Here is a 25,004-nt window from a genome sequence, read left to right on the forward strand (position 1 = left end):
ATTATCCCCTTACTAATAAATTTATTACTTTTCAACTAGCCTAAAGGCACGATAGTAATTATCGTCTTTAAACTCACCAAACAACTTTAAAGTAGCCCCATCATAAAGCCCTGGAAAGAACATTACTACAGGAACTTCATCCAAAGCAGCATGAAGATTATTTAATACAGTATGAGATCTAATTATAGGCCATGCCTTCCCTACTCCAGTTAAAAAGACAATATGATTATCTTTGACTTTCTTTGTAATATACTTTACTAACAAATTATTATCATCCAATAATCTAAGTGTTCTCTTAGTTCCTTTTAATACTCGATCACTTCCTCCGCGTTTTTCCATCTTTATTGTCTTTTCTAAATACCCTTTATCTTTTAATATATTTAACATTATTTGATATAAATCAAACTCAATTATCTTAATCTTTAAATTACCATTGTTAATTTTATCTTTAACAAATTTTATATGTTCCCTTAGCAACAATTCATCTTTAGGTTCATAATCAAAGACATAATACCCAATCTCATTACCTAAACCTCTACCTTCTATAAAACTATCTTCTTTTATCTTTGGTAATATCTGATCTAACCTTTCACGAATATTACTCATCTTTACCTCCATTTTTCAATATTTTCCTATTATCTATTATCTATTATCTATTATCTATTATCTATTATCTATTATCTATTATCTATTATCTATTATCTATTATCTGCCCTTCATCCCAGCATTGATTCAAGATATTCTTCTTCATTCTTATCTATAAGATGCTGCTTTAAATTCTGATTAATAATTGGCCTAACAATCTCGCGTTCATCTTGATCTTTAATAAAACCAGCTTCAAACAATATCCTAATAAAAACTTGTTTTAATTTATAATAAGTATAATCCTTCCATCCAGCTACCTTTTCACTCTGTTCTGCCTTCTTTTCAAAGAAAATATTAAAATCCTTGTCATGTAAATAAGGATCTTTTATTAAATATTTCTCTCTATATACTTCTTTCATAAACTCAAAAAAGAGTCTATCATTTTTTAGAATTGAATATAATGCTATTTGCTTACTAGTATCAATAGTACCATTTAATAATTGATCAATTAAGTACTCATCTAATACATTAATTCTTTTAATTGTGGCTCTAGCAATCGTCTTCCTCCTAGTTAATGTATTGACCTGAAAAATATTATCATCTACTGCTTGTCTTCTTATTTCTTTATCTGTTATATCTGATTCTCTAACCTTTAATTTAGCAATTTTCTTTAATTCCAAATATAAAAAAGGAGTGGATTTAATTCCTGTGCTATACTTATTTTTTTTCTTCATCTATCTCTTCACTTCCTTCTAAATTTAATATTTCATGGCCACATTATCACAATATATAAACTTATACACAACCTCCAATAATCCTTTAAATATCAATCACTAAATTAATTTTTATACTCAAATTATATCTTTATACTTTACAGCAAACCACTACTTTATACTCTCAAATTCAGTCTTCTTAATTTTTAAATATAAGCAAAAAATACCTGCCAAGGATTTCTCCTCAGGAGTCAATAGAACTAAAATCATATTAAATTAAATTTAATTATATACTTACTCTTATCAAAACTCCCTATGATAGCTAATCCTATATTCCCCATCACCAAACTCTAACCTTAATTCATCTCCCCTCTTAACCTTAGCGTTAAGTCTCTTCTCAACCTTATAACCAGCCTAATCCAAATCACTTAACACTTTATCCAATAAATGATTAATACTATTCAACGATTCATTCTGAGGAAACTCCAACAAAATACCATCAATCATATAATTAACCTCAGCCAAAATAAAAGCTCCTGTCTTAAAATAAGGATCCAAGCCTGGCTTCCACTTCCTCAACCCCAAAATCAAAATACTCAACAATGACAACCAGCCTATAACCTTACTTACAACATCAATAACAATCTCACTCATTTCAATTCCTCCATATTCTTAGTAAAGTTAATAATTGTTCGTCTTTTCTTATCCCTAGTAAGATATTCTCTTATAACTGCTCAACAACTCTTCAAACCCATCTGATACTGCTGCTATTTCACTTTGATCCTCATACCAATAAGCAACCAACAATTTAATCACCTGCCGAATATCCTCAGGCACATCCTCTGCACTATCTCCATAACCACTCTTATATTCAACATATATATAATCAGCAGGCAGATTCTCAGCCTCAACCTTAAACCCTAACAGCTGATAAGCCTCACTAATCTCATGTACAGTTCGCTCAAGTAGAACCCAAGGTAGCTTAGGCTTTAAAAATAACTGCATCCATCTTTGTGTAATCAATGACCGCCCAGTTATATTTTCAACCGCTTTAGTAGCTGCCTTAATATATGAATCCAGTAAACTATCCTCACTATTATTATCAATCTGTAAATGCTTCTTAACCTCATCTACACGCTGGTCCTGCTAATAAATCTAAAGGCATACTAATCTATCTCCTCTTCAGTAATTAGCTCAATTAATTCTTCTTTATCAATAGTAGCTAGATCACTAATCCCTCTTTTTAAAATTTCTTCACTAACTTTCTTAAGTAATTCATCTTTATTTAAACCACTATAACCACTCATCTCTAATAATTTCGCTACTTCTTCCAAATCAGCTACCTTGTATTTCTCTTTATCTAATAAAACCCTCAACACCTTTCAAAGTGCTAAGGGCTTTCATCTTAACCATAATAGTTACCTCCTCTATTTTCAATTATTATATTAAGTTAAACTCATTATTTTCATAAAGAATATAATTGAAACCCCTTTTTGAAACCACGAATCTACATAAACGTACACGAATTCAAAAAAATCTTAATTAATATTTAAATATCTTTAATCTTCTACTTCTATCCATAATCAGTATTAAATAAAAATATTAAAACCCATAATATCATTTTACTAATTAAAACTACATAAATTTAATCATTTTATTGTTCTTTATTTAATGTTTTTATTCGTGATCATTCGTGATCATTCGTGCTTATTCGTGGTTCCAATAGATCTTGGATTTTATGTTTGTGATTCAGTTGACTTACTATACTCATTAATCACCCCATCCTTCATCAGAATCTTTACATCTTTACCTAAGCTTGTGTCACTAATTTGCCCCTTAACAAATAAACCTTTTTTATCCTCTCTCATCTCAATTGATTTCCCAATAGGATTATAGGGATCATGTTGCCAACAGATCTTTACTCTACCCTTATTTTCTTCTAATGTCTTTGCAAAAGCACCTGATTCAATTAAATCTCCAGCAGCATAACCAGTAAAGACACCTGTCTCTTCATCGAAATCTTTAAGCTCAAAGGGAATTCTTTTCGTTTTATACTTCATATAAAAACACCTCCTAATGTAAAAAAGCACCCAGATAACATCTGAGTGCTTTTTCTAAATATGTAGTTTTTCTATTTTAAATTATATCAGTTATGCCTTTATTATAACTATCATTTTTATATCAATATTAATTCAATATAATTATAGATCTATAATCATCATAAACTAGTTCAAATAAAAATATTCATCTATTAAAACTTAAACTCCATAATATTCTTTTCTATTCATATACTTCACTTCACTATTTTCATGCACTATTATCCATCCTTCTCTCTTTTTAGCCTTTTCTCTTTCTACCTCTTTTTTCTTTTCAGATTCTTGTGCATACATTTTTCTCTTTTTTTCTTCTTCTGCTTCTCGTTGCTTTCTCTCCTCTTCACGTTGCTTTTTCTCTTCAGATTCTTTTTTAGCTTCTTCTTTCTTTTTATCTTCTTCTGTCATAAAACTTTCAAAAAATTCATGACTCTTTTTAGTATCAGGGCAATTAAATTGTTTCGGCTTAAAGTTTGCTATCAGTCTCCTTTTACGATCTAGGTTTGTTAAATCCTTATTATTATCTTTCTTATATGCAATCTGCTTATATCCTCCCAGTTTATTAATTACCTCCTCTAAAGTTTCTTTGCATCTATTTATAAGTTGGTGAATTGCATTCTTTTTATCTTCATCTCTTGCTTTCTCCTTTTCTTTTTCCATACTTACTACTAACCTATCCATTAAAGGAAATATCAGTACATCATTATGTTCTTGAATCTTAGTTATACTGTTATAGATCGGTTTTTCCTTATCTAAAACTAATCCATATTTTTGATTATACTCTTTTAGAAATTCCTCACTTACATTATCTAAAAACCTACCTTTTTCCTTTGCTTCTGCTTTTATCTCTTCTACTGGCTTGCTGTCTGTTTCTTTAGATTTATTCTCCAAATCCTTCTTTATATCTTCTATCCCCTTTATCTTCTCATCTAATACATTCTTTTCATTAGGAATAGCCACTATATTAGCTTCAAAGTATTTAGCTATTTCATAGATACTCTTTATTTCTTTATTATTATTCTTTTTATCAGTTTTTTTAACAGCCTTATCTTCAAAAGCTTCTAAAATCCATTTTGCCTCTTTAGAAGTAATATTATCCTCATATAAGCCAAACAAATCTCCTTCATTATACCTTCTTCTAGCCAATCCTCTTCTGGTACTTTCTCTATTCCAAGCCTCTTTACAACTATTATATCTTAATTCATACCATGCTCTAGTTCTGGCTTTAATTGCTTTTTCTTTATCACTATCTACTTCACTATCTTTATTTTTTACATATTCACGTATCTTCTTAGGAGAAGTATAACCATCTTTAAATAATCCATTTGCACCAGCATTATAGGTCATAGAAAAGACGGCACCTTTTTGATATTTGCTTAATTTAGAAAAATAATCCCCATAACTTCTATCTATCGCTGTCTTAGCAGAATCATATTTACTCTCTGCTATCTCTTTAAATAATTTATCAGCATAATCGGTATCAGGGAGTTTAAAGGTGATTAAATGGCGTATTATATTGTAGTATATTTTCCTTATTTTATTGTATGTAGCTGTGTTTTGGTCTAGATTATTATATAATTTTTCATTAATTTCAAATTCATTAGGAAAACTAAAACTTTTATTGCTTACTCTTAATGATTTCAATGTCTTTTGCAACCAAATTAAAACCTTCTTTTCTTCCTTACTTAATTGTTTAACCTCTATCTTATAATCAGTAACTAAATCTTCGAAAGACAGACTACTATCCTCTTCTTCTGTTCCACTACCATTTTCATTCTTTAACACCTTAAAAGTCTTCTTAGCATTATAATTAAAGTCATTAGTTACTACATCATTTACTTTATCAATCCAACCTTTGATTGTAGTCCAATTGTTAACATACAAGTCTAATCCATAACCTATAGCATAATTCTCTTTACCATCAAAATGGACTGACAGAGCAAAACCTTTTTTCCAGTCAGAATAAGTTGTTCCTTCCTCTAATTTGAATAATAAATCATTTTCAAAACTCTTGATTAAATTTAAACTCTCACTAGCTAAGTTATCTATCTTTTTACTCATCTTTGTCCTCCTCTATAAAATTTAAATATTCTATATCCCAAAGATATTCAGGATATTTAGCAAAAACGATACCGTCAAATACTTTTCTATCTATGTTTAGCTCAGTTAATTCCAAATTTTTTATAAATTCTAATCCTTCAATTGTTAGTGGATTTCCACCTACATATAAAAATAAATGTTTAGCATTTAACCCTTTAAGATTTTTCAATCTATTATTAGTTAAATATAAATGAATTAATTCATTCATATTTGATAAAGGATTTAAATTAACTATTTGATTATTTCTTAAACTTAATTTTCTTAAATTAATCAAATGATTTATAGGAGCTAAATTCTTGATTCGATTATTACTTAATGTTAAATATTCAATTTTATTAGTAATATGTTTCAAAAAGTCTATACTTTCTAAATTATTATTTTGTAAATTTAAATTATTTAATTCTTTCAAGTATTTTAAATTAGAGTAATCTTTAATATTTTTATTTCCTTCTAAATTAATATAAGTTACATTTAAAAACATTTTAAAATTATCTAAATTTCTTATATTAGAATTAGGTACAGATATGGCATCCAATAACAAAGCATTTTGTAAAGATACTTCTTTTATATCCAAGTTATTAGTATCTTTTAACCTTTTAAGAACCCATTTTTTTAAACTAGATTCTTTAAATTTAATAAAATATTGCCCGTCTTTCTGATACAAATTCCCCTTTTGTAATTCTCCCTTTAGATTAATCCCCACTTTTTTATATTTTTCTACTACATTTGAATTCTGATCTACTGAATCAATTGGTTGTCCACTTGTAGCTACACAAACATTATTAAATAAAAATATCAAACTTAATAAACTGGCCAAAATTAATAGCTTTATCTTCATATATATTCTCCTCTCTATTGTTATATGATCAATACTGCCTTAGTAATCATTTCGCTCAAATAGTATCTTAACGATATATATATTGCTATTACCTAATATATATTACTAAACAAAGTATATTGTTATATCTTATATAATTCAATTATTTACCTCTTCTTTCTTTCTACATAAGGAAATATATACCTCTATAAATATCCATAATTTATAGATATATCCTTCGCAATAATAAAAATAATATATTTAATTAAATACTAATGAATGGGATTGTCAAAGCAGCACAACCACCTGCTATCACAATCCCTAAAAGCAGACGCCCAGTTCCATTCCTTCCAAGCAAGATAGCTACAACCTGTTAGCACCCTGCGAGTCTTATCAGACTCTTCGTGAAAAACAAATCCGGTCTCGTATCTATCTTGCTTTCCAGTCATTACACTAGGCTAGAGCATCTCCCTCCAGCAAGCCCATTGTTTCCCTCATTCCCTTTCCCCCAAACCCCCTATCCCTTTCCTTCAAGTCTTAACAGACTTTTCGTACTATCGTCACTCCCTTCCCAAACAGGCTCGACAGACCACTTCGCCAATAAGGTTGCATTAAAATGGGGGACAGGGAAGATTGAGGGACACGATTTGAGGCGATGAGAAATGACGCATCAGTTTCTCATCTGTCCTCAGCTTGCTTCCGGGAGATAAAAGATTAAAGATCAATATAAATAGAGTGTTAGTTTATGTTATTACTGCAACATAGTTCTCCATTACATTACGAACTATATAGCAGCCCCATCTATCTAAATAGAGCAAGGTTGGGGAATTAAGCATCATGACTATGACTTAATATCTCTGTAATAAAATGAATATAAGCTAGTATAAAGTAATTAGTAACTATCTGCCAATATAACCGTCATAGCCATCATGCTTGGTTCTCTCTAAAAACAGTTCCCCATCACACCATCCTGCTAATTACATGCTTCCAATCGAAAACATTAAGGACTACTCATACTTGTATTCCTCCTTGACCTTTTCTCCTTACAGCATTAAAAGAAATTGCTGGTGTGTGAGGATAATATGTTTGGAAATAACTTATGTCATATACCTAGTATTTTTCATCATTTATTGAAACTCTGTATATTTTTAGCATAAAACAGACATACTAGTAGTATACAAATAACTTAATTAAGGCGGTGGTTTTATGCAGAAACATCAACAATTATCATTAGATATTCTCCCTACAAAATCAGACTATATCCAGCTGGAAACTTCGAAAGAATTCCACTCTTCTTTGAAAAAGAAGATTATTACGAATCAAACAAAGAATAGAGCGAAAAGGGATTTATAATTAGCTCCCCCTCGCTCCATTTAAAATCTTACACATATTTTACTAATTATTACATCTTCTCTATCCCTTAATATCCTCTTCTTTATCTTCTATAGATAAAATATATAAACCATCAAGCATAATTTCAAAGATAAATCTATAGCCTACCAATCCCAATAATAATCCACAGCCTAACTTCCAAATCCACTCTCCGAATAAATCAACTACAGACCAAGTAATAAATATCCAACCCCTAACCATACTAAACAGAGTAAAATTTCTTTGATTTATTTTTAATCACTTTACTACTTCACCTCAATTCACTAGATAATTAATGATAAAATAAAAAAGCACATCCCCTTTTATGAGATATGCCCTAATATCCATTAATTCTTAATCCAATTTATCCCTTATTTCTTCTAAGATAGCCTTTATTTCAACAATAGCATCTAAAGCAGCAAATAATTTTTTAATAAACTTAAAACCAAGATAAATTATCCCTATCAACAATAATAAATTAACTATTTGAAACAAAATTGTTATTATATCAAATTCCAAAATGATAATCCCTCCTTTTTAAATAACAACATAACAGGAGGCCACTTAAATTTTACATCATACCCATATTTTCCATATACATATGAATTAAATATAATTCACGGACTGCATGCTGCATTTCATCGTGCATTGCATTGAAGAATATATCTCTTAAATAAGGGTTATTAGTCATTAAATAATAGCTTTTATACTTCTTATAATCTGCAGTTTCATCTATAACCCTCTTTTCTAAATATTCCTGATAATCTTGTGCATCTAATTCAAACTCATATTCATATTGAGAAAGAAATTTATCACCTGTCAATCTTTCGTAAGCTTTTTGTAACTGATAAGCATGCTCTCTTTCATCTTTAGCAAACTCATTAATCATCTCAGCAGCAAATTCATTTGGAGCTATATCTGCTAAAGCTCTATAATAAGCAGAATCTCTCAATTCATTTTCAATTGATAGATACATCTCCTGTAATAAAAAGGATAAATCTTCTCCATTAACTTCTCTAACATTTTCCTTTCTCATTTTCATCAATTCTCTAGTTATCTCTAATATATCTTTTTGGGTTAAGTTATTAAATTTCATACTTCTCCCTCCTTTCTTAATAACATTATATTCCATTAATCAAAATCAGTGTATAATACATTGTCAGAATCTAAGTAATCTTCTCCTGCTTCACTTTCCCCTTTGGAATTATAGAGTGAAGTAGATAGTATATAAATTAAAATAAAAAGCACTATTATAACAACTATAATTACTATAGTGAAAAAGATACTAATTGCAAGAAAACTTTGATTAGAACTTTCTTCTTGATCAGGATAACCCTCTTGGTCTACATTTTTTGAAAAAGGAGGTAAAACTGGACCTTCATCATCTTCTTCCTTTAATAAGTCTCCATATGCCAAAATATCTGCTATAAATCCTAAAGCTGTAGTAATTACACCAAGAGTATCTGCAAAAGTTACTCCTGATAGCCTAGTCTCTTGCTGTTGTAGAGTCTGGTTTGTATTATTTAATAGAATATTTTCTATCAATTTCATAAACATAAACTCACCTCCCTTTACTTACTAGTCTATTTAGATTCTAATAATTTGGTGAAATAAAAAAAGATTAGAACAATCTAAAAAAGAAAAAACTCTCTGCAATAAGCAGAGAGTTAGACTATAGATTCCATTTAATCACTTTCTTTTCCAACCAAACTATCAAATAATATAACAATCCTGCAACTACACAAAGAATAATCACACTGGTCATAACTAAATTTAATTTAAAGACCTGACCTCCATAAACTATTAGATAACCTAATCCCGCTTTGGAGACTAAAAATTCACCTACTATAGTTCCTACTAAAGATAATCCTATATTAACCTTCAAGGCTGAAAAGATCGTCGGTAAATTTTCCATCAAAACTACCTTTTTAAAGATTTGAAATTTATTAGCTCCTAAAGTACGTAATAACTTAACCTTATTCTGGTCAGTCTCTTTAAATCCATTATAAACCATCATAATGGTTACTATCACAGATATTAGTAATGCCATTCCAATAATAGCTGTAACACCATTTCCTAACCAAATAATTAAGATAGGTCCTAAAGCCATCTTAGGTAATGAATTTAATAGTACAATAAAGGGATCAAAGACCTTTGATAAATAATCTGACCACCACAAAGTCACTGCTACTATCAAACCTATGATTGCTCCTAAGCCAAAACCAATTAAGGTTTCATAAACTGTAGTCCAAGTATGTTTGATCAACTCTCCATTTAATGCCATCTGATAGATAGTCTTAAGAATTTGTGAAGGATAACTGGTAATAAAAGGATCAATCAACTTATACTTAGCTGCTAATTCCCAAACTAATGTAATAACTACTAAAATAGATAATTGAGATAACTTAACACCTATCTGCTTTAATCTAAGCTGTTTTAAATATTTAGCATGTTCTGAAGTTACTGCACCATTAGTTAAGAAATTATTATAATATTCTCTGATTTTTTTAAACATAGATATCAAGCTCCTCCCACATAGAATTAAAATAACTACTAAACTCTGTTGACTCTCTTGCCTTAAAGGTTGAAAAGTTTCCATCTATGCTTAAATCAATTTTATACTCTCTTTTAATCCTTCCTGGCCTTCCTGTAAAAACAAGTACTCTATCAGACATAGCAATTGCTTCTGCTATATCATGGGTTACTAAAATTACGGTCTTCTTCTCTTCTCTTAAAATTTGGGCTACTTCATCTTCTAAAGCTAGCTTAGTATGATAATCTAAGGCTGAAAATGGTTCATCCAATAATAATATATCTGGTTCAATAGCTAGGGTTCTAGCCAAAGCCACCCTCTGTCTCATACCACCAGATAATTGCTCTGGATAATGACCTTCAAAATCATCTAAGCCATAATCCTTAAGTAGCTGTTTAGCTTTATTTCTAGTTTTTGAATTAAGCTCTCCTTTAATCTCTAATCCTAATAAAACATTATCCAAAATACTTCTCCAGGGAAAGAGATAATCTTCCTGTAACATATAACCTACTCTTTTATTAATTCCTTCTATTTCTTGGCCATCAATAATAACTTTACCTTCAGTAGGAGATAGAAGTCCTGATAGTAATGATAAAGTAGTACTTTTTCCACAACCACTCGGTCCAATTAAACTAATAAATTCATTCTCCTCTACAGCAAAGGATAAATCTTTCAAGGCCTCGGTTTCACCATCTAAGGTATGATATTTCATCCCCACCCCCTTGAACTCTACTTTTGACATGATTATCCCCCCTTAATCTACCAACCAAATTACCGATTTTGCAAATTTAGTATTAACAAGTAGGTTATAATCAATCTTTTCATCTAATTCCCCTGCTTCAATAATGATATCTTGCCAATGATCAAAATCTTTTCTGTGTAAAATAGGATTGTGAGCCCAAGTCTCTTGTGATTTATATCTATCAACTACTTTAACTAAAATATCAAAATCTATATTAGGAAATGATGGCCTAATTACTTCAGCAATCTCTTCAGCAGAATGAGTATAAACCCATTTTTGTGCTTGATAAATAGCCTTTGTAAATTTTAATATTGTTAATGGATTATCCTCAATATACTTCTTTCTAGCCATATAACAAGTATAAGGTACCTTACTGCCAAGTTCACCAAAGGATGCTACTACATGTCCAGCACCCATTGCTTCTAACTGTGATGCTTTAGGTTCAAATAACTGAACAAAATCTCCTAATCCATTCTTAAAAGCTGGAGCATTTGCTGTAAAGTCTAAGTTAGTTACAATCTCCACATCTTCAAAAGGCTCTATCCCATTATGGCGTAAAGTATACTCCATCACCATCTCTGGTGCTCCACCAGGTCTATTACCAACAATCTTTTTACCTCTGACATCCTCTAGACTAAAATCAGGCATTTCTTCTCTAGCCAATAAAAAAGAACCTGCAGTCTGAGTTAATTGAGCAAAATTGAGCAAATAATTATCTGCTCCTTCTTTAAGAACATAAATAGTAGTTTCAGGTCCAATTAAAGCGATATCAGCATGATTAGATAATAAGGTTGTAGCAGCCTTGTCACCACCCCATGCAGTAGACAATTCAATCTCTAATCCTTCTTCTTCAAAAAAACCTTTATGTAATGCTACATATTGAGGTGCATAAAAAATAGAATGTACAACCTCACTTAATCTGACTTGTGTTTGAGCAAATACAGCTGAACTAATACTCAAAATCAAGAGAATTATCATTGAAAAAGTTAATATTTTCTTCACCAAATCACCTCCAATTTAAATTACACCATATCTTATTCTAAATAGAATAAATCTGTGCATAGAAAAAGGCTAAGTTCTAATTAGAACTTAGCCTTTTTAGTATTTGATTTCAAATCAAGAATTATCATCATCTAAAAATAAATCTGCTGCTTTTCTACCTCTACCTACATGATATAAAGCTTTGAATATATTTCCTGTTTTATAGTAATTAGCTCCTAACAAGAAATGTGTATATTCATTATCATCTAACTCTAATGACTTCATTAATGATTGATGTGCTTTATCATACTCTTTTAATTTATGCTGTACCACTGCCCTATAATTATAACCCCATATGTTCTTTGGATCTAAATCGATAATCAGATCAAACTTATCTTCTGACTTCTCATAATCTTTGCTAATATAATAAGCAAAAGCTAAATAATTAGCAGCTATTATAGGTGGGGATTCTTTCTCTAGAGCAGCCTCATATTTGGGTATCATCTCCTGTAAAACTTCAATTTGTACTTCTTCTTCTTTCAAATCTCTAAATATCTTTGTCGCTTCTTCAATTTCTCCTAAATTAGCATAGGCTACTGCCAACTCATATTCAGTAACTAACTTCGACCTACCTTGTTGAACAAGTATAAATTTCTTTTGAGCAATACTTTCCCATTCATCATAAAATTTACTAACTGCTAAAGAATTTGTTGAAAAGATTAACAAATAGATAAGTAATAATATCACTATCTTTCTTCTCATTTAAATTCCCCCTTGCTTGTCAAACAAGATAGAGTAATACTATAAATATTCAACATTCACTTAAGAAATACCTTCTTTGATATATGTAAAATAACGGTAATTTAGAATGATTTGATGTAATAATAAAAACTCAAAGTAATTACTTTGAGTTTACAACTTAGGAATTTTAACTTTGCTAATCATTAAATAAGACAGAAATATTATTAAAACTATCCATATCTCAATTGGAATCAGATACTTTAAAGCAAAAAAGGAGATAAAGGCCAAAATACTCCCTGCCACTGTAATTGGAACTCCTACATAAGCACCATCAAAATCACTAATATTATATCTGGCTAACCTCAAAGCACCTGCTATCGGAAAAACTAAAACAAGTAAAAGACCTAAACCTCCTAAATCTAATAAAGCAACATTCCATACCAATATAGCAGGAGCAATACCGAAAGAAATAATATCTGATAAAGAATCTAATTCCTTTCCTAAATCACTTACTACATCTAAACTTCTAGCAACTCTACCATCTAAGACATCAAATAGTCCAGCTAATAATACAAAAAATGGAGCTAGCTGAAATTCCCCCTTGATTATAGCCAATAAAGCAAATATTCCACAGGACAAATTACACATGGTGATCATACAAGGAACCCATTTTAAATCAACTGTTTCTCTATCAATTCTTTCTTTGAAAAATTCTCTAATCATTATTTAATACCTCCCCAATAATTGACTTACCTCCCTTTACTTTATCCCCAGGCTTAACCTTTAATTCTACATTAGAAGGTACAATAATCTCTGTACAAGAACCAAATTTAATCAACCCAAACCTATCTCCTTGTTTAATAGTATCTTCTTGATTTACCCAACAGACAATCCTCCTAGCTATAAAACCTGTTACTTGGTTTACTAAGACCTTAACTTTATTATTTTCAATTCCTACATAATTTTTTTCATTAATTTCTGAGGCATGGCTCTTAAAAGCAGGTAAAAACTTTCCTGCGCGATAATCTCTATACTTGATCTCACCATCTATTGGGCTCCGATTAATATGAACATTGAAGATAGATAAAAAGATATTCACTTGCTTGGCTTTGCCCTTTATAAATCTAGGCTCATCTATCTCTTTGATCTCCATAATCCTTCCATCTGCTGGTGATAGCAATAGCTTATCATTTATTATCACCTTTCTTTCTGGATCACGAAAAAAGAAGATAATAAATACTAACAAAAAAGCAGGAATTATACTTAAAATAGGCAAGAAGATGTAAAATAGTATCATGAATATAGTTAATACTATAATATAGGGAATGCTCTCTTTTGCTACAGGCATTCTAAACAATTTATTCACTCCCTTCTCATTTAATTTTAAAGTTATAACTACTATAAATTCAACTTTATAAAGTAATATCCTGCTTATAAAATAAATTTATTATTCCTAAATTAATATAATATATTCATTGGCTTAAAAACTTTATTACAGTCTATATTGAAAATCTAAATCAAAAATTCCTCCCAGATAGAATCCGGTAAAATTTATATTAGCAACTATCAAGAATTATCATCAGATTAAATACTATTAGTCTATCCATAAGTATTTCTTAATAGTATTTTAGAATTTGACTTGTAGATTTAACGATAGACTAAAATTTAAATTAACAATCAACTTCAAAAAGTAAAGAGAGTAGGCCAGATTGACCTACTCTCTTTACTAATTAATATTATATTCTATAATTTCCATTCCCCTACAAATACTTCAGTAGCTGGGCCACTCATATAAACACGGTTATTATCTTCAGACCATTCAATTACTAAATCTCCACCTGCTAAATGAACTGTGACCTTACGCTCTGTAAGTTCATTTAAAATAGATGCTACTGTTGAAGCACAGGCTCCAGTTCCACACGCTAATGTAACTCCTGCTCCACGCTCCCAAACCCTCATTTCAATCTCATCTTGATTTAAAACTTCAATAAACTCTACATTAATATCTTCTGGGAATAGTTCATGAGTCTCAATTTGAGGTCCCCAATTAGTTAATTCAATCTTCTCTATATCCTCTACAAAGATAACACAATGAGGATTACCCATTGATACAGTAGTTATTTCAAAGGTCTCTGTACCTACTCGTAACTCTTCTTTGATTACTTGCTCTTGCTCTTCACCTAACATTGGGATTTCATTTCTTCTTAAAATAGGTTCTCCCATATCAACTGTGACTAATTTTACTACTCCCTCTTCTAAGATTATTTCAGGCTTAATCATTCCTGCTAAGGTCTCTATCTTAAGTTGAGTCTTGTCTGTTAATTCTCTTTCATATAAATATTTTGCAAAACATCTAATAGCATTTCCACACATCTGTGGCTCACTACCATCTGGATTGAAGATTCTCATTCTATAATCAGCCTCAGCTAAATCTGATGGTAGAATTAATACCAAACCATCTGCTCCAATTCCAAAGTTTCTATCACACATCTCTTTGGCTAATTGAGATGGATTCTCCACTTCCTTCTCCAGACAATCAATTAATACAAAATCATTACCTAAACCATGCATCTTTGTAAATTTCATCTCTACTCTCCTCCTTAATGTATTCATATAATTATATGTGTTATTCTTTAAGTTGACATTGTATGTAAGCTATATTATCTATTTTACTAGGCTTTGTACTTGAAATCAAGGAAGAATTTATTTTCGATATTAATTATCATTATTAATATTCGATCTTATTCTCCCTTTAAAAATCAAAGTTATCTCTTACTTGCTCTAATACTTTCAAGACTCTCTTATTATTATCATAAGTACTATAATCCTCTAAGATTCTATTATACCATTCTAAAACTACTTCATCCTCTTTTAGATCTGATAAGATATCAAAGACTAATTTAATCGCAGCTGGACTCCATCTGCTCTTAGAGTTATTATAAGCTTTCTCAATTGAGTTAAAAGCTTCTCTATAATCATCAAGTTGGTATAAGATCTTAGCCTGAATATATAATATATCTTCATTTTCAGGATATAAGCTGAGAACCTGTTCATAGTAATATTGAGCTTCTTCTAAATTCTCATTACTTAAATTAATATCACCCCTTAAACAATCTACAGCTCCTGGAGATACTATAAATAATATTACTAAAGATAAAACAAGTACTATGCTACCACCTAAAATAAGATATAACTGTTTAAAGATATTCTTATAATAAAGCCAATAACTATTGCTAGTCTTATAACTGCGTCTAAAAATAATCATTATAAAATAAATTTTCATAATCGCCTCTATAGTGGTTGAACCCCACCAAGTAAATAGATAGTTCTCAATAAAATAGGATCCAGAGATAAGAATAAAGAAGGTTAATACATTAATAAGTATAATACTAACCTCTGCCTTAGCCTCTTTAGGCTTTGCCTTTAACATATCAAATATTTTCGAATCAATTGTAGCCTGAGTTGAATTTTTCACTAAGTACTTCACAAAATCACTATATATCTCTTTACTTTGGGCTTTTAGTGATAAAGATCTCTTTTTCCCCCTAGAGTCATGATAGATTATCTTAATATTAGCATAACCAGCTAAGCAGATTCCTTTGAATTTTATCTTTTTTACATCTTGCCAAGGAATACTTCTTTGCTTAAAGATAATACCTCTTTCATTTAAACGATATTTATTATATCTTATCTCTCTTCTTTTCTTAGACAATTTGAGTAATTCAGTCATCTTCTCTTCACTAAGATCAGGAATTTTCTGATTAATAACTTCTATAAACTCATCTGCTTGAGCAAGCAAATGCATATTTAGCGAAACCTGAGCTAGATCTTTATTATTAAAGATAAGACTTAGTATTCTATTATCCTTCTTAAACCTAAAAAATCTAAAAAGTGGTCTCTTCTCTTCTACTATATATCCTGCTAGCTCTGACCAAGAAAACTCCTTCGTTTTACTGAGACAGCAATGATTATTAATAATTATAGTTTTTTCATCGATAATAACTATCGCTCTTCTTACTATCTTTAAGAACAACTTAACAATTGCTATCATTATTAGAGTAAAGATTACTACTATACCTATTACAACTAAATGTAAAGTACGTTGGTAACTATGATCAGGTCGCAAAAATAAAAGATAGATAAAAGGGATATAAAGTAATAGAAACATAAAATAGATTAATATTTTTTTATTCTTTAATTTCTGAGCTGCCTTAGAATAATATTCTTCTCTCATCTTTTAACTGATTATAAAAGACTAATTATTATTAAACTAGTACTTTATAATCTAATCCCACCCCCAATTAAAATCTTAACTATAAAAATTATGTTCGATAATTTATATGTGGATATTTTCATCCTCATCTAATTAATTCTATATTATTTAAAATATTACCTTTGATAATTTTGATTTATTTCTATAAAAGCATATAATTGAATATAAATCAATTTTGGCTATTAGTATTAAATTTAACTATCCCAAGAAAAAACAGCCCTAGATTTAGGGCTGTTTAGGTAAATTTTATCTTATAGCTTTTTAATTGATAGATAGATTTAATATTTGCCTATCTATTCTTTAGTTTCTACATAAGGCTTGTTACTGGGTCCAAACAGCCCATTCATTACCAGAAGCACGAAGGTTCCAACCTGAACCTGGACTCCAATTACCAGGGCCAATTTTTACCGCTAAGCTATTATTAACTATCGCAGCATACTTACTACTATCTGCTGCTTGAATACTTACAGAACTTGTAGAAGTAATACCTTTCTCTTTTCTAAGGCTAATTAGAGTTTTGATCGTATTCTGTAAGTCACTACCCCAATCAAAATAATGTGGCCAATATACACAAGGTGTTCCTGGATGGGTTAAAATATAAGCATATCCTTTTCCTAAATGGCTACTTTCAAAAGGCCAATGCTCTTGTCCTCCATTTGGTGAAGGCCCTGTATCATGATTATCAAGAAAAGTCACTGACATTTGAGGCCACCATCCAATTGCTCCAATTGGCCCCCCACTAGAATCTTGCAATCTCCAATACTCACTACGGGAGGTTGCAAGCATCAATTGCCATTTGGTAGTAAAGTCAAAAGCAGTTGATTTCCCACCTGTAGCATCAATCCAATCCATCAACTTCTGTCTATGATAATTGACATTATCTCCTGAAGCATAATAATCACCAGTTATATCTGGCCAGAACTCCCCTACCGAGAAGTAAGGTGTTGTAGAGTCATTGTAAAGTCCATTATAATATCCAGAATATCCTTTGACATAGTCATAACGCCAACCTTTAAATCCTACATCATTTTTTAACCAGTTCATCCAATATTGAATCTCTGTTTGCACATCATAATAGGTGTGATCAAGATCACGTCCAGCACTATAACCATCACCTGTATCATAGTTTCCAGTTCCATAACCCCATTCATCATCACTAGTTACTGCATCACTATTATCATCAAAGGCAGGATTAGAAAAGTCTGCCCAATCTGTTGTTCCAACTCTATGGTTGATAACAATATCTGCAATAGCTTTTATCCCTCTATTATTTAATGCACTTACTGCTGCTCTGAGTTCTGATTCACTACCATGATTTGAATTGAGGTTGTACCATTGATTAGGTAAGTAACCACAATCATCTGTAGCAGCTGAGGCAGGTGGGAACCAGACCATAGTAAATCCTGCATTATCTATGTCATTAGCATGATTGGTGATACTGTTCCAAGTTCCATATTGCCAAGAATTCCAATGAAATCCTTGTAGCATTATATCAGATCCTGATCCAGAATAAGCAGCTTCTACCGGCATAACTATTCCCAAACACAACAGAACAAAACTAAGCCCCAATGTTAATAACCAGTTTCTCATTCTGATTCTCATCATTCTATCCTCTCCCCTTTTTAATTTGAAGCGACTAAAACCAGACCAGGCCTGTCCATCTTTAGAACAGAATATTTAATCAGCTACAACATAAAGATCACCTCCTAATAAAATAAAAAATACCCTCTTTAAATTATTCATAAGTATGAATAATTTTTATTTAGGGGTATTATGCTTATATACTTATATGAAATTATCAATTTTATTAACCACACCATAATACTATAAACTAAGGTCTAGGCTCCTATTATCTTTAAAACTTATTCTTATAAGCTTTTTATTTGTAAGCTAACATAGCTTTTATACTACTTACTATTATATAAACCTTCTGAATGAAATCTTAATTAAAAGGAATCTATCTCAAGAAATATTTCAGCTATCTAGTGAAGGAAGTATCTTGAAGAATATAGTGGAATGAGCTAACAATTAATTCGACTTGTGAGTAGTATCTTTAATATTATTTTACATATTATGTAACATTATGTCAAGATTATTTTCTTTATTTTCTGAAAATTTATTTGGATATCAGCTATTGTTGTTTTAAAGTAATATCTATAAGAGTACTTAGTATTATGATATATCTGCAATATACAGATTCTGACTCTGCCCAGTATACTTATAGTTTTTGTTAGCAATCATTTTTAACTTCAATCTGATTCAGTCTTGCTAAGTCTCCACCGAAAGGCAAGCAATCCTGATTCATGCCAACTTTAGTACTGGTACTATAGATAAAGTTGACTTCTTTAACACTACCATCATGAGTATGTTCGATAGTCTTAATTTGCTTATCATCTCCATCATAAGACATTGACCATCGCCTTGATTAGATTTTTGAATTCACCTTTATCAACAGGTTTATATCCTTTGAATACTGGAAGCAATCCTTCATAAAATGCTTCGTCAGAGTTCTCCCAATCATCGAACTTACTGTGAATTTTAATATACTTGGCTGAGATAGGCTCAGGAATGATTAGAGTGATATTACCTCGATAATCTTTAGCAAATCTCCAACTATCTGGATCTAATTTACTATAATCTGAGTTCTTATCACTATAGTAGATATCAAAGCTTCTCTTAGTCAATCTATGATTCTCTATTCCGATAGTCTTTAATTCAATCTTACTGATATTATCTACTATATTGCTAAATTGAATCCCTACACTTCCAGCAGAATAATCTAGGCTAATCTCTATATCGCCAGTATCTACTGGAGTATCATAGCCATCTATTATCTCTAATCCCTCCTGACCAAGATGATCATTCAATACATTACCTGGCATACCTGGATTACTTAAATAAAAGTCTCCTTCTACTAAAAAAAGACAACCCTTTTACAGGTTGCCTGACAAATGCATCTTTAAATGCTATCTTTTACTTTTTCTATCTGTCTTTTAGATAATCCAGTCACTTCACTTACCTTTTCTATATTCATTCCCATCTTCAATAAATTAGTAGCAATCTCTATCTTGCCTTTTTCCATACCTTTTCTCTCAGCTTTTTTCAATGCCATCTCTTCATCTCTTAACCATTTCAACCTAGCTTCATAAGCTTCTCTCTCTTCTTTAGTCAAACCTATAGTATCTAATACATTGATTGCTTTTTTGATGCTTTCTAATTCTGCTAATTGGGTAGGGATTTTATCTTTATCATATTTATCTGCTCTCTTTAAGAACTCTGTCCATCTATCTAAAGCAGTCTGAACTTCGCTTAAGTCCTTATTATACTTCTCTAGCTCAATAAAGTGAATCTCTAAGTGGTCTATTAACTCTTCTTTTGATTCACGATTCAATAATTGATAGATATTATGATATTCTTTCTCTTCTAAACAGTTAAAATTAAGTACATTAATTACTATTGTCTTTTCTAGCTTATCATAATTAACCCCTGATTCTAACTGTCCTGTATATAATCTTGCCCAGTAATATAATGCCCTTTTATCATAATAATCTTGGTCTGTAATCTGCATCTCGATATTATACCAAACGCCTTTCTCATCAACTGCTTTGAAATCAAGAATCGATAGTTTATCATTTTTGAAGTTTTTGGAATTATATGGGTTCTTTAGGATTAAATCTTTAATTGGCTCATCTTTGTCTAAGACTGAATTGATAAAGGAAATTAGAATATCTTTATTCTCTTCAGTACCGAATAATTTTTTAAAGGCAAAGTCTACCCTTGGATTTAATCTGCACATTTTAGTTAAACCTCCTCTGTCAGCATAGTAGTTTAATTATATCATAAGGATTGGAGGAAATGAAGATGAGTTTAATCTTGAATGATGGCTATGAAGAGTTTGATTTCTGTGGCTGATCCAACGATAACTATCCTATCTCAGAATCATAATATCTCACACCATAGTAATACAGTCCAATGCTCACAACTTGCTTCTGTCCTGTATACTTATAGTTTTCCTCATTATCATTCTGTATCTCAATCTGATTCAGTCTTGCTAAGTCTCCACCAAAGGGCAAGTAATCCTGATCCATGAGAACTTTAGTACTGGCATCAGTCATTAGTCTTGTTGAGCCTAGATTATCTTGGTGGAAGTATGTTATATCAGTGCTAACTCCGACGATCCCGTTAACCTTGGTATATTGCTTGTTTAGTGCGAAGATATATGAGGTATAGTCTCCACTTTCATCTTCAAAGATCACCTTGCCACTGACACTATAGACAAAGTTGGTCTCTCTCTTACTGCTATCGTAGCTATGTTCTAAAAATTAGTAACGGATAACTAGTGACAAATGACGAGTAAATTCTAAAATAAAAAAACAAGTGAATAATGTAAGTAATATACATTTACCACTCACTACCCACTTGTTTATACCTCCTTACCTACTACTTACTAAGCATTACTATTTTATTGCTCTTATTTATTTTGATTAGAATCTTTATCTCTTTTCTTAAACATACTATTATAGATTTTCCCTGCTCCAATCAAAGCTGCAATTAATTCGAATATCTTTAAAAATATTAAAGTTCCTATTATCATTAAACCATATTCTAATAAAAACCTTAAAAAATCACTAAATGTTCTAACATTTGAAATTAATGAACCAAAACCAATTATAAAAAAACCAATACCAAACATAATTAAAAATGGTTTCATAAATCTCTTGAATTTTAATATATCAAAAAACTTTTTAAATTTATTATTCATCGCTAACTCCTTTCCAAAAGACTAACAAGCAAATTTTATTTTTTTGAAGTTTCCTTAGTGTTTTGAGAATAAATATCCACATTGATATTAATACCAAAAAACTTTTCAAAAACACCTGTAGCTTCTAAATAATGATAAGTTCCCTCACTATCTTTGTAGTTTGCTCCGGCATGTCCATATGCCCCTGCTCCTAATGCTGTTCCATATAATCTAAATTTCACATTAAAATTACTAATTCGACCATGAGCATTTATGCCACCTTCCCATGTTGTTGCATAAGCTCCTGCTGAACTATGAAAACCTCTGTCTATGAGATTTAAATTCTTATGGCCTTCCGTTACTTCTATTCCAAGTCCATATTCAGCAACTCCTGTTTCTGTATCTAAACGAAATTCACCTTCAAACAAACTATCAGAATCACCCCATTTAAGTGTCTTGAAGTTAGTATCAATACCTGCTATTCGTCCTCTTCCTCCAACATCATAATACTCCATTTCACCTTTACCCATATTCATCTGTACAACACCATTGGGATTATCTTTATTATTATCTGTTCCTAAAGCTGTTTTAGAATACTTTGTACTTACATCTAAATTATTGCTGAATAAAGTTTTAAATGTATCCTTGACCGTATTCATGCTATTTTCCCAGAAATTATTTACCCCATATTCCCATCCATTTTTCATAGGTTCAATGACTTCTTCATTCCATATTCCTTCAAATATATTCTCATATTCAAATACATCAGATGAGACATTACCTGTCGGGTCTGTATACCTCAACGGATTATTCATTACATAAATATACACATTCTGACTCTGTGGCTTATCCAACTCACCACGATAACTATCCTCAGTAATAAATCTACCTATACTTGGATCATAGTATCTCGCTCCATAGTAATACAATCCAATACTCGCTACCTGTTTCTGTCCTGTATACTTATAGCTCTCACCACTATCATTCTGTACTTCAATTTGATTTGGTCTCGCTAAGTCTCCACCAAAGGGCATATAATCCTGATCCATGACAATTTTATCACTACTATCAGTCATTAGTCTCGTTGAGCCTAGGTTATCTTGGTGGAAATAAGTTTTCTCTGCAATCTATACTCCTATTTTATTAATTTTAATATTAAAAATAATAAAGAACCTTAACAGAACATCTTGTTTTCTATCAAGGTTCTTTATTTCTTGTTTTATTAAATCTCTTTTATTACTGAACTAAAAACATATAAAGTTAATCCCTTCCATTATTATAATTTGATGTAAATTTTTATTACAACTATATCAACCCTTTATATCTTAATAATTTAATTAACTCATTATAAAAATAATCACATGCATCTTCCTCAAATTCGAATGTTCTTAATCCCGTTTTATTTCCTCTTTCACTATAATACACTTCCCATATACCATTATTTTCATTTAAAGAAAATTTTTCATTTGGTAGCCCCCCATTTAAATTATAAAAATGTTTCGGTATCTGCTTATTCAAAAGTTTTTGCTTTAATTCACATTTTTTCATACTAAGGTCCTACCTCCTTTAAATATCCATCATTTAACAAATCAAGTATTTTTCGATCGAATTTATATTGCATCCCCATTCCAGGTTCATTAAACCAAGGAACTGCTCTTCCTGCATAAACATTTTCAATTGGTTTTAATGTTTCATAAATATAATATGGTGCATTAGTTGTTGTTCCTGGTGCCAACGCACGAGCCCAATCTGGAGTACCTTCTTGAGCAACAAAACTTCCAAATTCATTACCATACCTATCAATTCTAAATCCTTTTGGTAACGTTATATTTTGTTTGCTTAAAAATCCATTATTACTTGGCCATATTATATTTCCATTTTTATCAGTAAACATTTTTCTTGTATTAAAATCATCTGCCCAATCCATTAGTTCCTTAAAAAATCTTGCCCCACCATCAGCATCATCAACTAATTTACTCGCTTTATACTCAGAATAAGCTGCTGTTCCCATCTGTACAAAACTTATAAACTCTAATGCTGTTTTTGCATCTTTAGCCACTTGTAAATCAGCAGCAACAGGATCAGTTAATTTCCATTCAAAGTATTCATCAGTTTGTCTATATCTATTTATTAACCAATCACTTTCGTTCATTTCTTTGCCACTTAAATATGCCATTTTATAATAATTTAACGAATTAGCTGTCTGCTCATTTAATGTTCCAGTAGGTTCTAAATTTGCACTTGCTTGAAAATCTGCTATATATGAAGAGGCATCATTAGAATTAGCCATTTGCCAATATGTTTCTAATGATTGTTGACCTATTAAATCTTCTTGAGTATCAAACCATGTAAAAGGATTATACCATTTAGATTCTTCATTCCAATGCCCAGTCGGATCAATATATCTGAGAGGATTTGCTAATACATAAATATACACATTCTGACTCTGCGGATCATCCAGCTCACCCTTATACGTATCCTCTCTAGTAAACCTACCAATCTCAGGGTCATAGTATCTTGCTCCGTAAAAATACAAACCTATCGATACAACTTGCTTCTGTCCTGTATACTTATAGTTTTCACCACTATCATTCTTTACCTCAATCTGATTCGGTCTCGCTAAATCTCCACCAAAGGGCAGATAATCTTGATCCATGATAACTTTGCCATTAGCATTAGTCATCAATCTTGTGGAACCTAGGTTATCTTGGTGGAAGTATGTTATATCAGTGCTAACTCCGACGATCCCGTTAACCTTGGCATATTGCTTGTTTAGTGCGAAGATATATGAGGTATAGTCTCCACTTTCATCTTCAAAGATCACATTGCCACTGACACTATAGACGAAGTTAGTCTCCTTAACACTCCCATCATGAGTGTGTTCTATAGTTTTTATTCGCTTATCATCAGCATCATAGCTAAACTCTGCGATTAACTCTTCATTCTTGTAGACTTTAGCTAATCTACCTTGTAGATTATACTTGTATTCCCAGTACTCTACACCATCACCACTTATTTCAGTGAAGTTTACTATTTCACCTTCTATACTATATTTATTCCCTTTTTTGATTAGATTTCCTGCAGGGTCATAGACATAGGCATACTTATTCTTACTATCTATACTATAGGATTTCAAGCGATTTGTACCTTTGTAATAATTATAGACTGTATTCTCTACTCCTGCTGGATCGATTATCTTCTTACTGATTCGATTGCCGACACTATCATAATCATAGACTATGTTAACCTTGGTCTCGCGGCGATAGACCTTGACCATAGCTTTTAGATATTGTATTTTTATACAAAAAATAAAA

The 25,004-nt window shown here is 30.9% G+C and carries 28 protein-coding genes and 1 pseudogene; all 29 read right to left on the minus strand.

What is annotated here, in order from left to right:
* Positions 1 to 24: 24 nt before the first annotated feature.
* The 29 genes and pseudogenes from OREMA_RS0109000 to OREMA_RS0109150 all read right to left on the minus strand — a co-directional run bounded on the left by OREMA_RS0109000 (position 25) and on the right by OREMA_RS0109150 (position 24,967).
* Positions 25 to 606, minus strand: coding sequence for a DUF1788 domain-containing protein (locus tag OREMA_RS0109000; RefSeq protein ID WP_018248943.1), 582 nt, complete (start codon positions 604 to 606; stop codon positions 25 to 27).
* Positions 607 to 716: 110 nt separating this feature from the next.
* The gene (locus OREMA_RS0109005; protein WP_018248944.1) at positions 717 to 1,319 is read right to left on the minus strand and encodes a DUF1819 family protein; all 603 of its coding nucleotides are present in this window, start codon (positions 1,317 to 1,319) and stop codon (positions 717 to 719) included.
* Positions 1,320 to 1,712: 393 nt separating this feature from the next.
* The gene (locus tag OREMA_RS18375; RefSeq protein WP_018248945.1) at positions 1,713 to 1,952 is read right to left on the minus strand and encodes a hypothetical protein; all 240 of its coding nucleotides are present in this window, start codon (positions 1,950 to 1,952) and stop codon (positions 1,713 to 1,715) included.
* A gap of 54 nt (positions 1,953 to 2,006) precedes the next feature.
* Positions 2,007 to 2,423: pseudogene (locus OREMA_RS0109015) on the minus strand (head-tail connector protein); the annotation flags it as partial.
* Between the two features lie 41 nt (positions 2,424 to 2,464).
* Complete coding sequence (locus OREMA_RS0109020; protein WP_026188953.1) at positions 2,465 to 2,674, minus strand: hypothetical protein; 210 nt, start codon at positions 2,672 to 2,674, stop codon at positions 2,465 to 2,467.
* 360 nt (positions 2,675 to 3,034) lie between these two features.
* Positions 3,035 to 3,358, minus strand: coding sequence for an HK97 family phage prohead protease (locus tag OREMA_RS17555; RefSeq protein WP_018248948.1), 324 nt, complete (start codon positions 3,356 to 3,358; stop codon positions 3,035 to 3,037).
* A 198-nt stretch (positions 3,359 to 3,556) separates the two neighbouring features.
* The gene (locus tag OREMA_RS18845; protein ID WP_018248949.1) at positions 3,557 to 5,452 is read right to left on the minus strand and encodes a hypothetical protein; all 1,896 of its coding nucleotides are present in this window, start codon (positions 5,450 to 5,452) and stop codon (positions 3,557 to 3,559) included.
* Positions 5,445 to 6,329 carry a leucine-rich repeat domain-containing protein gene (locus OREMA_RS0109035; protein WP_018248950.1) on the minus strand — a complete coding sequence of 295 codons (885 nt, stop codon included), beginning with the start codon at positions 6,327 to 6,329 and terminating at the stop codon, positions 5,445 to 5,447. Before OREMA_RS0109035 ends, OREMA_RS18845 begins: the two co-directional genes overlap by 8 nt.
* 1,392 nt (positions 6,330 to 7,721) lie before the next feature.
* Positions 7,722 to 7,901 (minus strand): hypothetical protein, encoded by a 180-nt coding sequence (locus OREMA_RS0109050; RefSeq protein WP_018248952.1) that lies wholly within the window; start codon positions 7,899 to 7,901, stop codon positions 7,722 to 7,724.
* Positions 7,902 to 8,033: 132 nt separating this feature from the next.
* Entirely contained in the window at positions 8,034 to 8,198 is a 165-nt protein-coding gene (locus tag OREMA_RS18850; RefSeq protein WP_018248953.1) for a hypothetical protein, read from the minus strand.
* A 52-nt stretch (positions 8,199 to 8,250) separates the two neighbouring features.
* Positions 8,251 to 8,775 (minus strand): ferritin family protein, encoded by a 525-nt coding sequence (locus OREMA_RS0109060; protein ID WP_018248954.1) that lies wholly within the window; start codon positions 8,773 to 8,775, stop codon positions 8,251 to 8,253.
* Positions 8,776 to 8,810: 35 nt separating this feature from the next.
* Positions 8,811 to 9,236: a hypothetical protein gene (locus tag OREMA_RS0109065; protein WP_018248955.1), complete on the minus strand. Its 426-nt coding sequence runs from the start codon at positions 9,234 to 9,236 to the stop codon at positions 8,811 to 8,813.
* A gap of 115 nt (positions 9,237 to 9,351) precedes the next feature.
* Complete coding sequence (locus tag OREMA_RS0109070; protein ID WP_018248956.1) at positions 9,352 to 10,194, minus strand: ABC transporter permease; 843 nt, start codon at positions 10,192 to 10,194, stop codon at positions 9,352 to 9,354.
* Positions 10,187 to 10,954 (minus strand): ABC transporter ATP-binding protein, encoded by a 768-nt coding sequence (locus tag OREMA_RS0109075; RefSeq protein WP_018248957.1) that lies wholly within the window; start codon positions 10,952 to 10,954, stop codon positions 10,187 to 10,189. Before OREMA_RS0109075 ends, OREMA_RS0109070 begins: the two co-directional genes overlap by 8 nt.
* A gap of 12 nt (positions 10,955 to 10,966) precedes the next feature.
* Positions 10,967 to 11,956 carry an ABC transporter substrate-binding protein gene (locus tag OREMA_RS0109080; protein WP_018248958.1) on the minus strand — a complete coding sequence of 330 codons (990 nt, stop codon included), beginning with the start codon at positions 11,954 to 11,956 and terminating at the stop codon, positions 10,967 to 10,969.
* 114 nt (positions 11,957 to 12,070) lie between these two features.
* Positions 12,071 to 12,697 carry a tetratricopeptide repeat protein gene (locus OREMA_RS0109085; protein WP_018248959.1) on the minus strand — a complete coding sequence of 209 codons (627 nt, stop codon included), beginning with the start codon at positions 12,695 to 12,697 and terminating at the stop codon, positions 12,071 to 12,073.
* A 150-nt stretch (positions 12,698 to 12,847) separates the two neighbouring features.
* The gene (gene pssA / locus OREMA_RS0109090; protein ID WP_018248960.1) at positions 12,848 to 13,399 is read right to left on the minus strand and encodes a CDP-diacylglycerol--serine O-phosphatidyltransferase; all 552 of its coding nucleotides are present in this window, start codon (positions 13,397 to 13,399) and stop codon (positions 12,848 to 12,850) included.
* Positions 13,392 to 14,033 carry a phosphatidylserine decarboxylase family protein gene (locus tag OREMA_RS0109095; protein WP_018248961.1) on the minus strand — a complete coding sequence of 214 codons (642 nt, stop codon included), beginning with the start codon at positions 14,031 to 14,033 and terminating at the stop codon, positions 13,392 to 13,394. The genes pssA and OREMA_RS0109095 overlap by 8 nt, the downstream gene beginning before the upstream one ends.
* Positions 14,034 to 14,419: 386 nt before the next feature.
* Positions 14,420 to 15,262 (minus strand): diaminopimelate epimerase, encoded by an 843-nt coding sequence (gene dapF / locus OREMA_RS0109100; protein WP_018248962.1) that lies wholly within the window; start codon positions 15,260 to 15,262, stop codon positions 14,420 to 14,422.
* A 166-nt stretch (positions 15,263 to 15,428) separates the two neighbouring features.
* Positions 15,429 to 16,910 (minus strand): tetratricopeptide repeat protein, encoded by a 1,482-nt coding sequence (locus OREMA_RS0109105; RefSeq protein ID WP_018248963.1) that lies wholly within the window; start codon positions 16,908 to 16,910, stop codon positions 15,429 to 15,431.
* A 360-nt stretch (positions 16,911 to 17,270) separates the two neighbouring features.
* The gene (locus OREMA_RS0109110; protein ID WP_018248964.1) at positions 17,271 to 18,554 is read right to left on the minus strand and encodes an alpha-amylase C-terminal beta-sheet domain-containing protein; all 1,284 of its coding nucleotides are present in this window, start codon (positions 18,552 to 18,554) and stop codon (positions 17,271 to 17,273) included.
* A gap of 625 nt (positions 18,555 to 19,179) precedes the next feature.
* Positions 19,180 to 19,359 (minus strand): hypothetical protein, encoded by a 180-nt coding sequence (locus tag OREMA_RS0109115; RefSeq protein WP_018248965.1) that lies wholly within the window; start codon positions 19,357 to 19,359, stop codon positions 19,180 to 19,182.
* Complete coding sequence (locus OREMA_RS0109120) at positions 19,349 to 19,831, minus strand: hypothetical protein (protein ID WP_018248966.1); 483 nt, start codon at positions 19,829 to 19,831, stop codon at positions 19,349 to 19,351. Before OREMA_RS0109120 ends, OREMA_RS0109115 begins: the two co-directional genes overlap by 11 nt.
* Before the next feature lie 77 nt (positions 19,832 to 19,908).
* Entirely contained in the window at positions 19,909 to 20,745 is an 837-nt protein-coding gene (locus OREMA_RS0109125; RefSeq protein WP_018248967.1) for an Rpn family recombination-promoting nuclease/putative transposase, read from the minus strand.
* 127 nt (positions 20,746 to 20,872) lie between these two features.
* Complete coding sequence (locus OREMA_RS18855) at positions 20,873 to 21,064, minus strand: RHS repeat-associated core domain-containing protein (RefSeq protein WP_157280055.1); 192 nt, start codon at positions 21,062 to 21,064, stop codon at positions 20,873 to 20,875.
* Between the two features lie 356 nt (positions 21,065 to 21,420).
* On the minus strand, positions 21,421 to 21,711 hold the full coding sequence (locus OREMA_RS0109135; protein WP_018248969.1) for a hypothetical protein: 291 nt from the start codon (positions 21,709 to 21,711) through the stop codon (positions 21,421 to 21,423).
* A gap of 35 nt (positions 21,712 to 21,746) precedes the next feature.
* Positions 21,747 to 22,739: an RHS repeat-associated core domain-containing protein gene (locus OREMA_RS0109140; RefSeq protein WP_211205756.1), complete on the minus strand. Its 993-nt coding sequence runs from the start codon at positions 22,737 to 22,739 to the stop codon at positions 21,747 to 21,749.
* Positions 22,740 to 22,995: 256 nt separating this feature from the next.
* Positions 22,996 to 23,238: a hypothetical protein gene (locus OREMA_RS0109145; RefSeq protein WP_018248971.1), complete on the minus strand. Its 243-nt coding sequence runs from the start codon at positions 23,236 to 23,238 to the stop codon at positions 22,996 to 22,998.
* Between the two features lies 1 nt (position 23,239).
* Positions 23,240 to 24,967: a glycohydrolase toxin TNT-related protein gene (locus OREMA_RS0109150; protein WP_083900098.1), complete on the minus strand. Its 1,728-nt coding sequence runs from the start codon at positions 24,965 to 24,967 to the stop codon at positions 23,240 to 23,242.
* Positions 24,968 to 25,004: the final 37 nt, after the last annotated feature.

Source organism: Orenia marismortui DSM 5156, from assembly GCF_000379025.1.
Taxonomy (GTDB): domain Bacteria; phylum Bacillota; class Halanaerobiia; order Halobacteroidales; family Halobacteroidaceae; genus Orenia; species Orenia marismortui.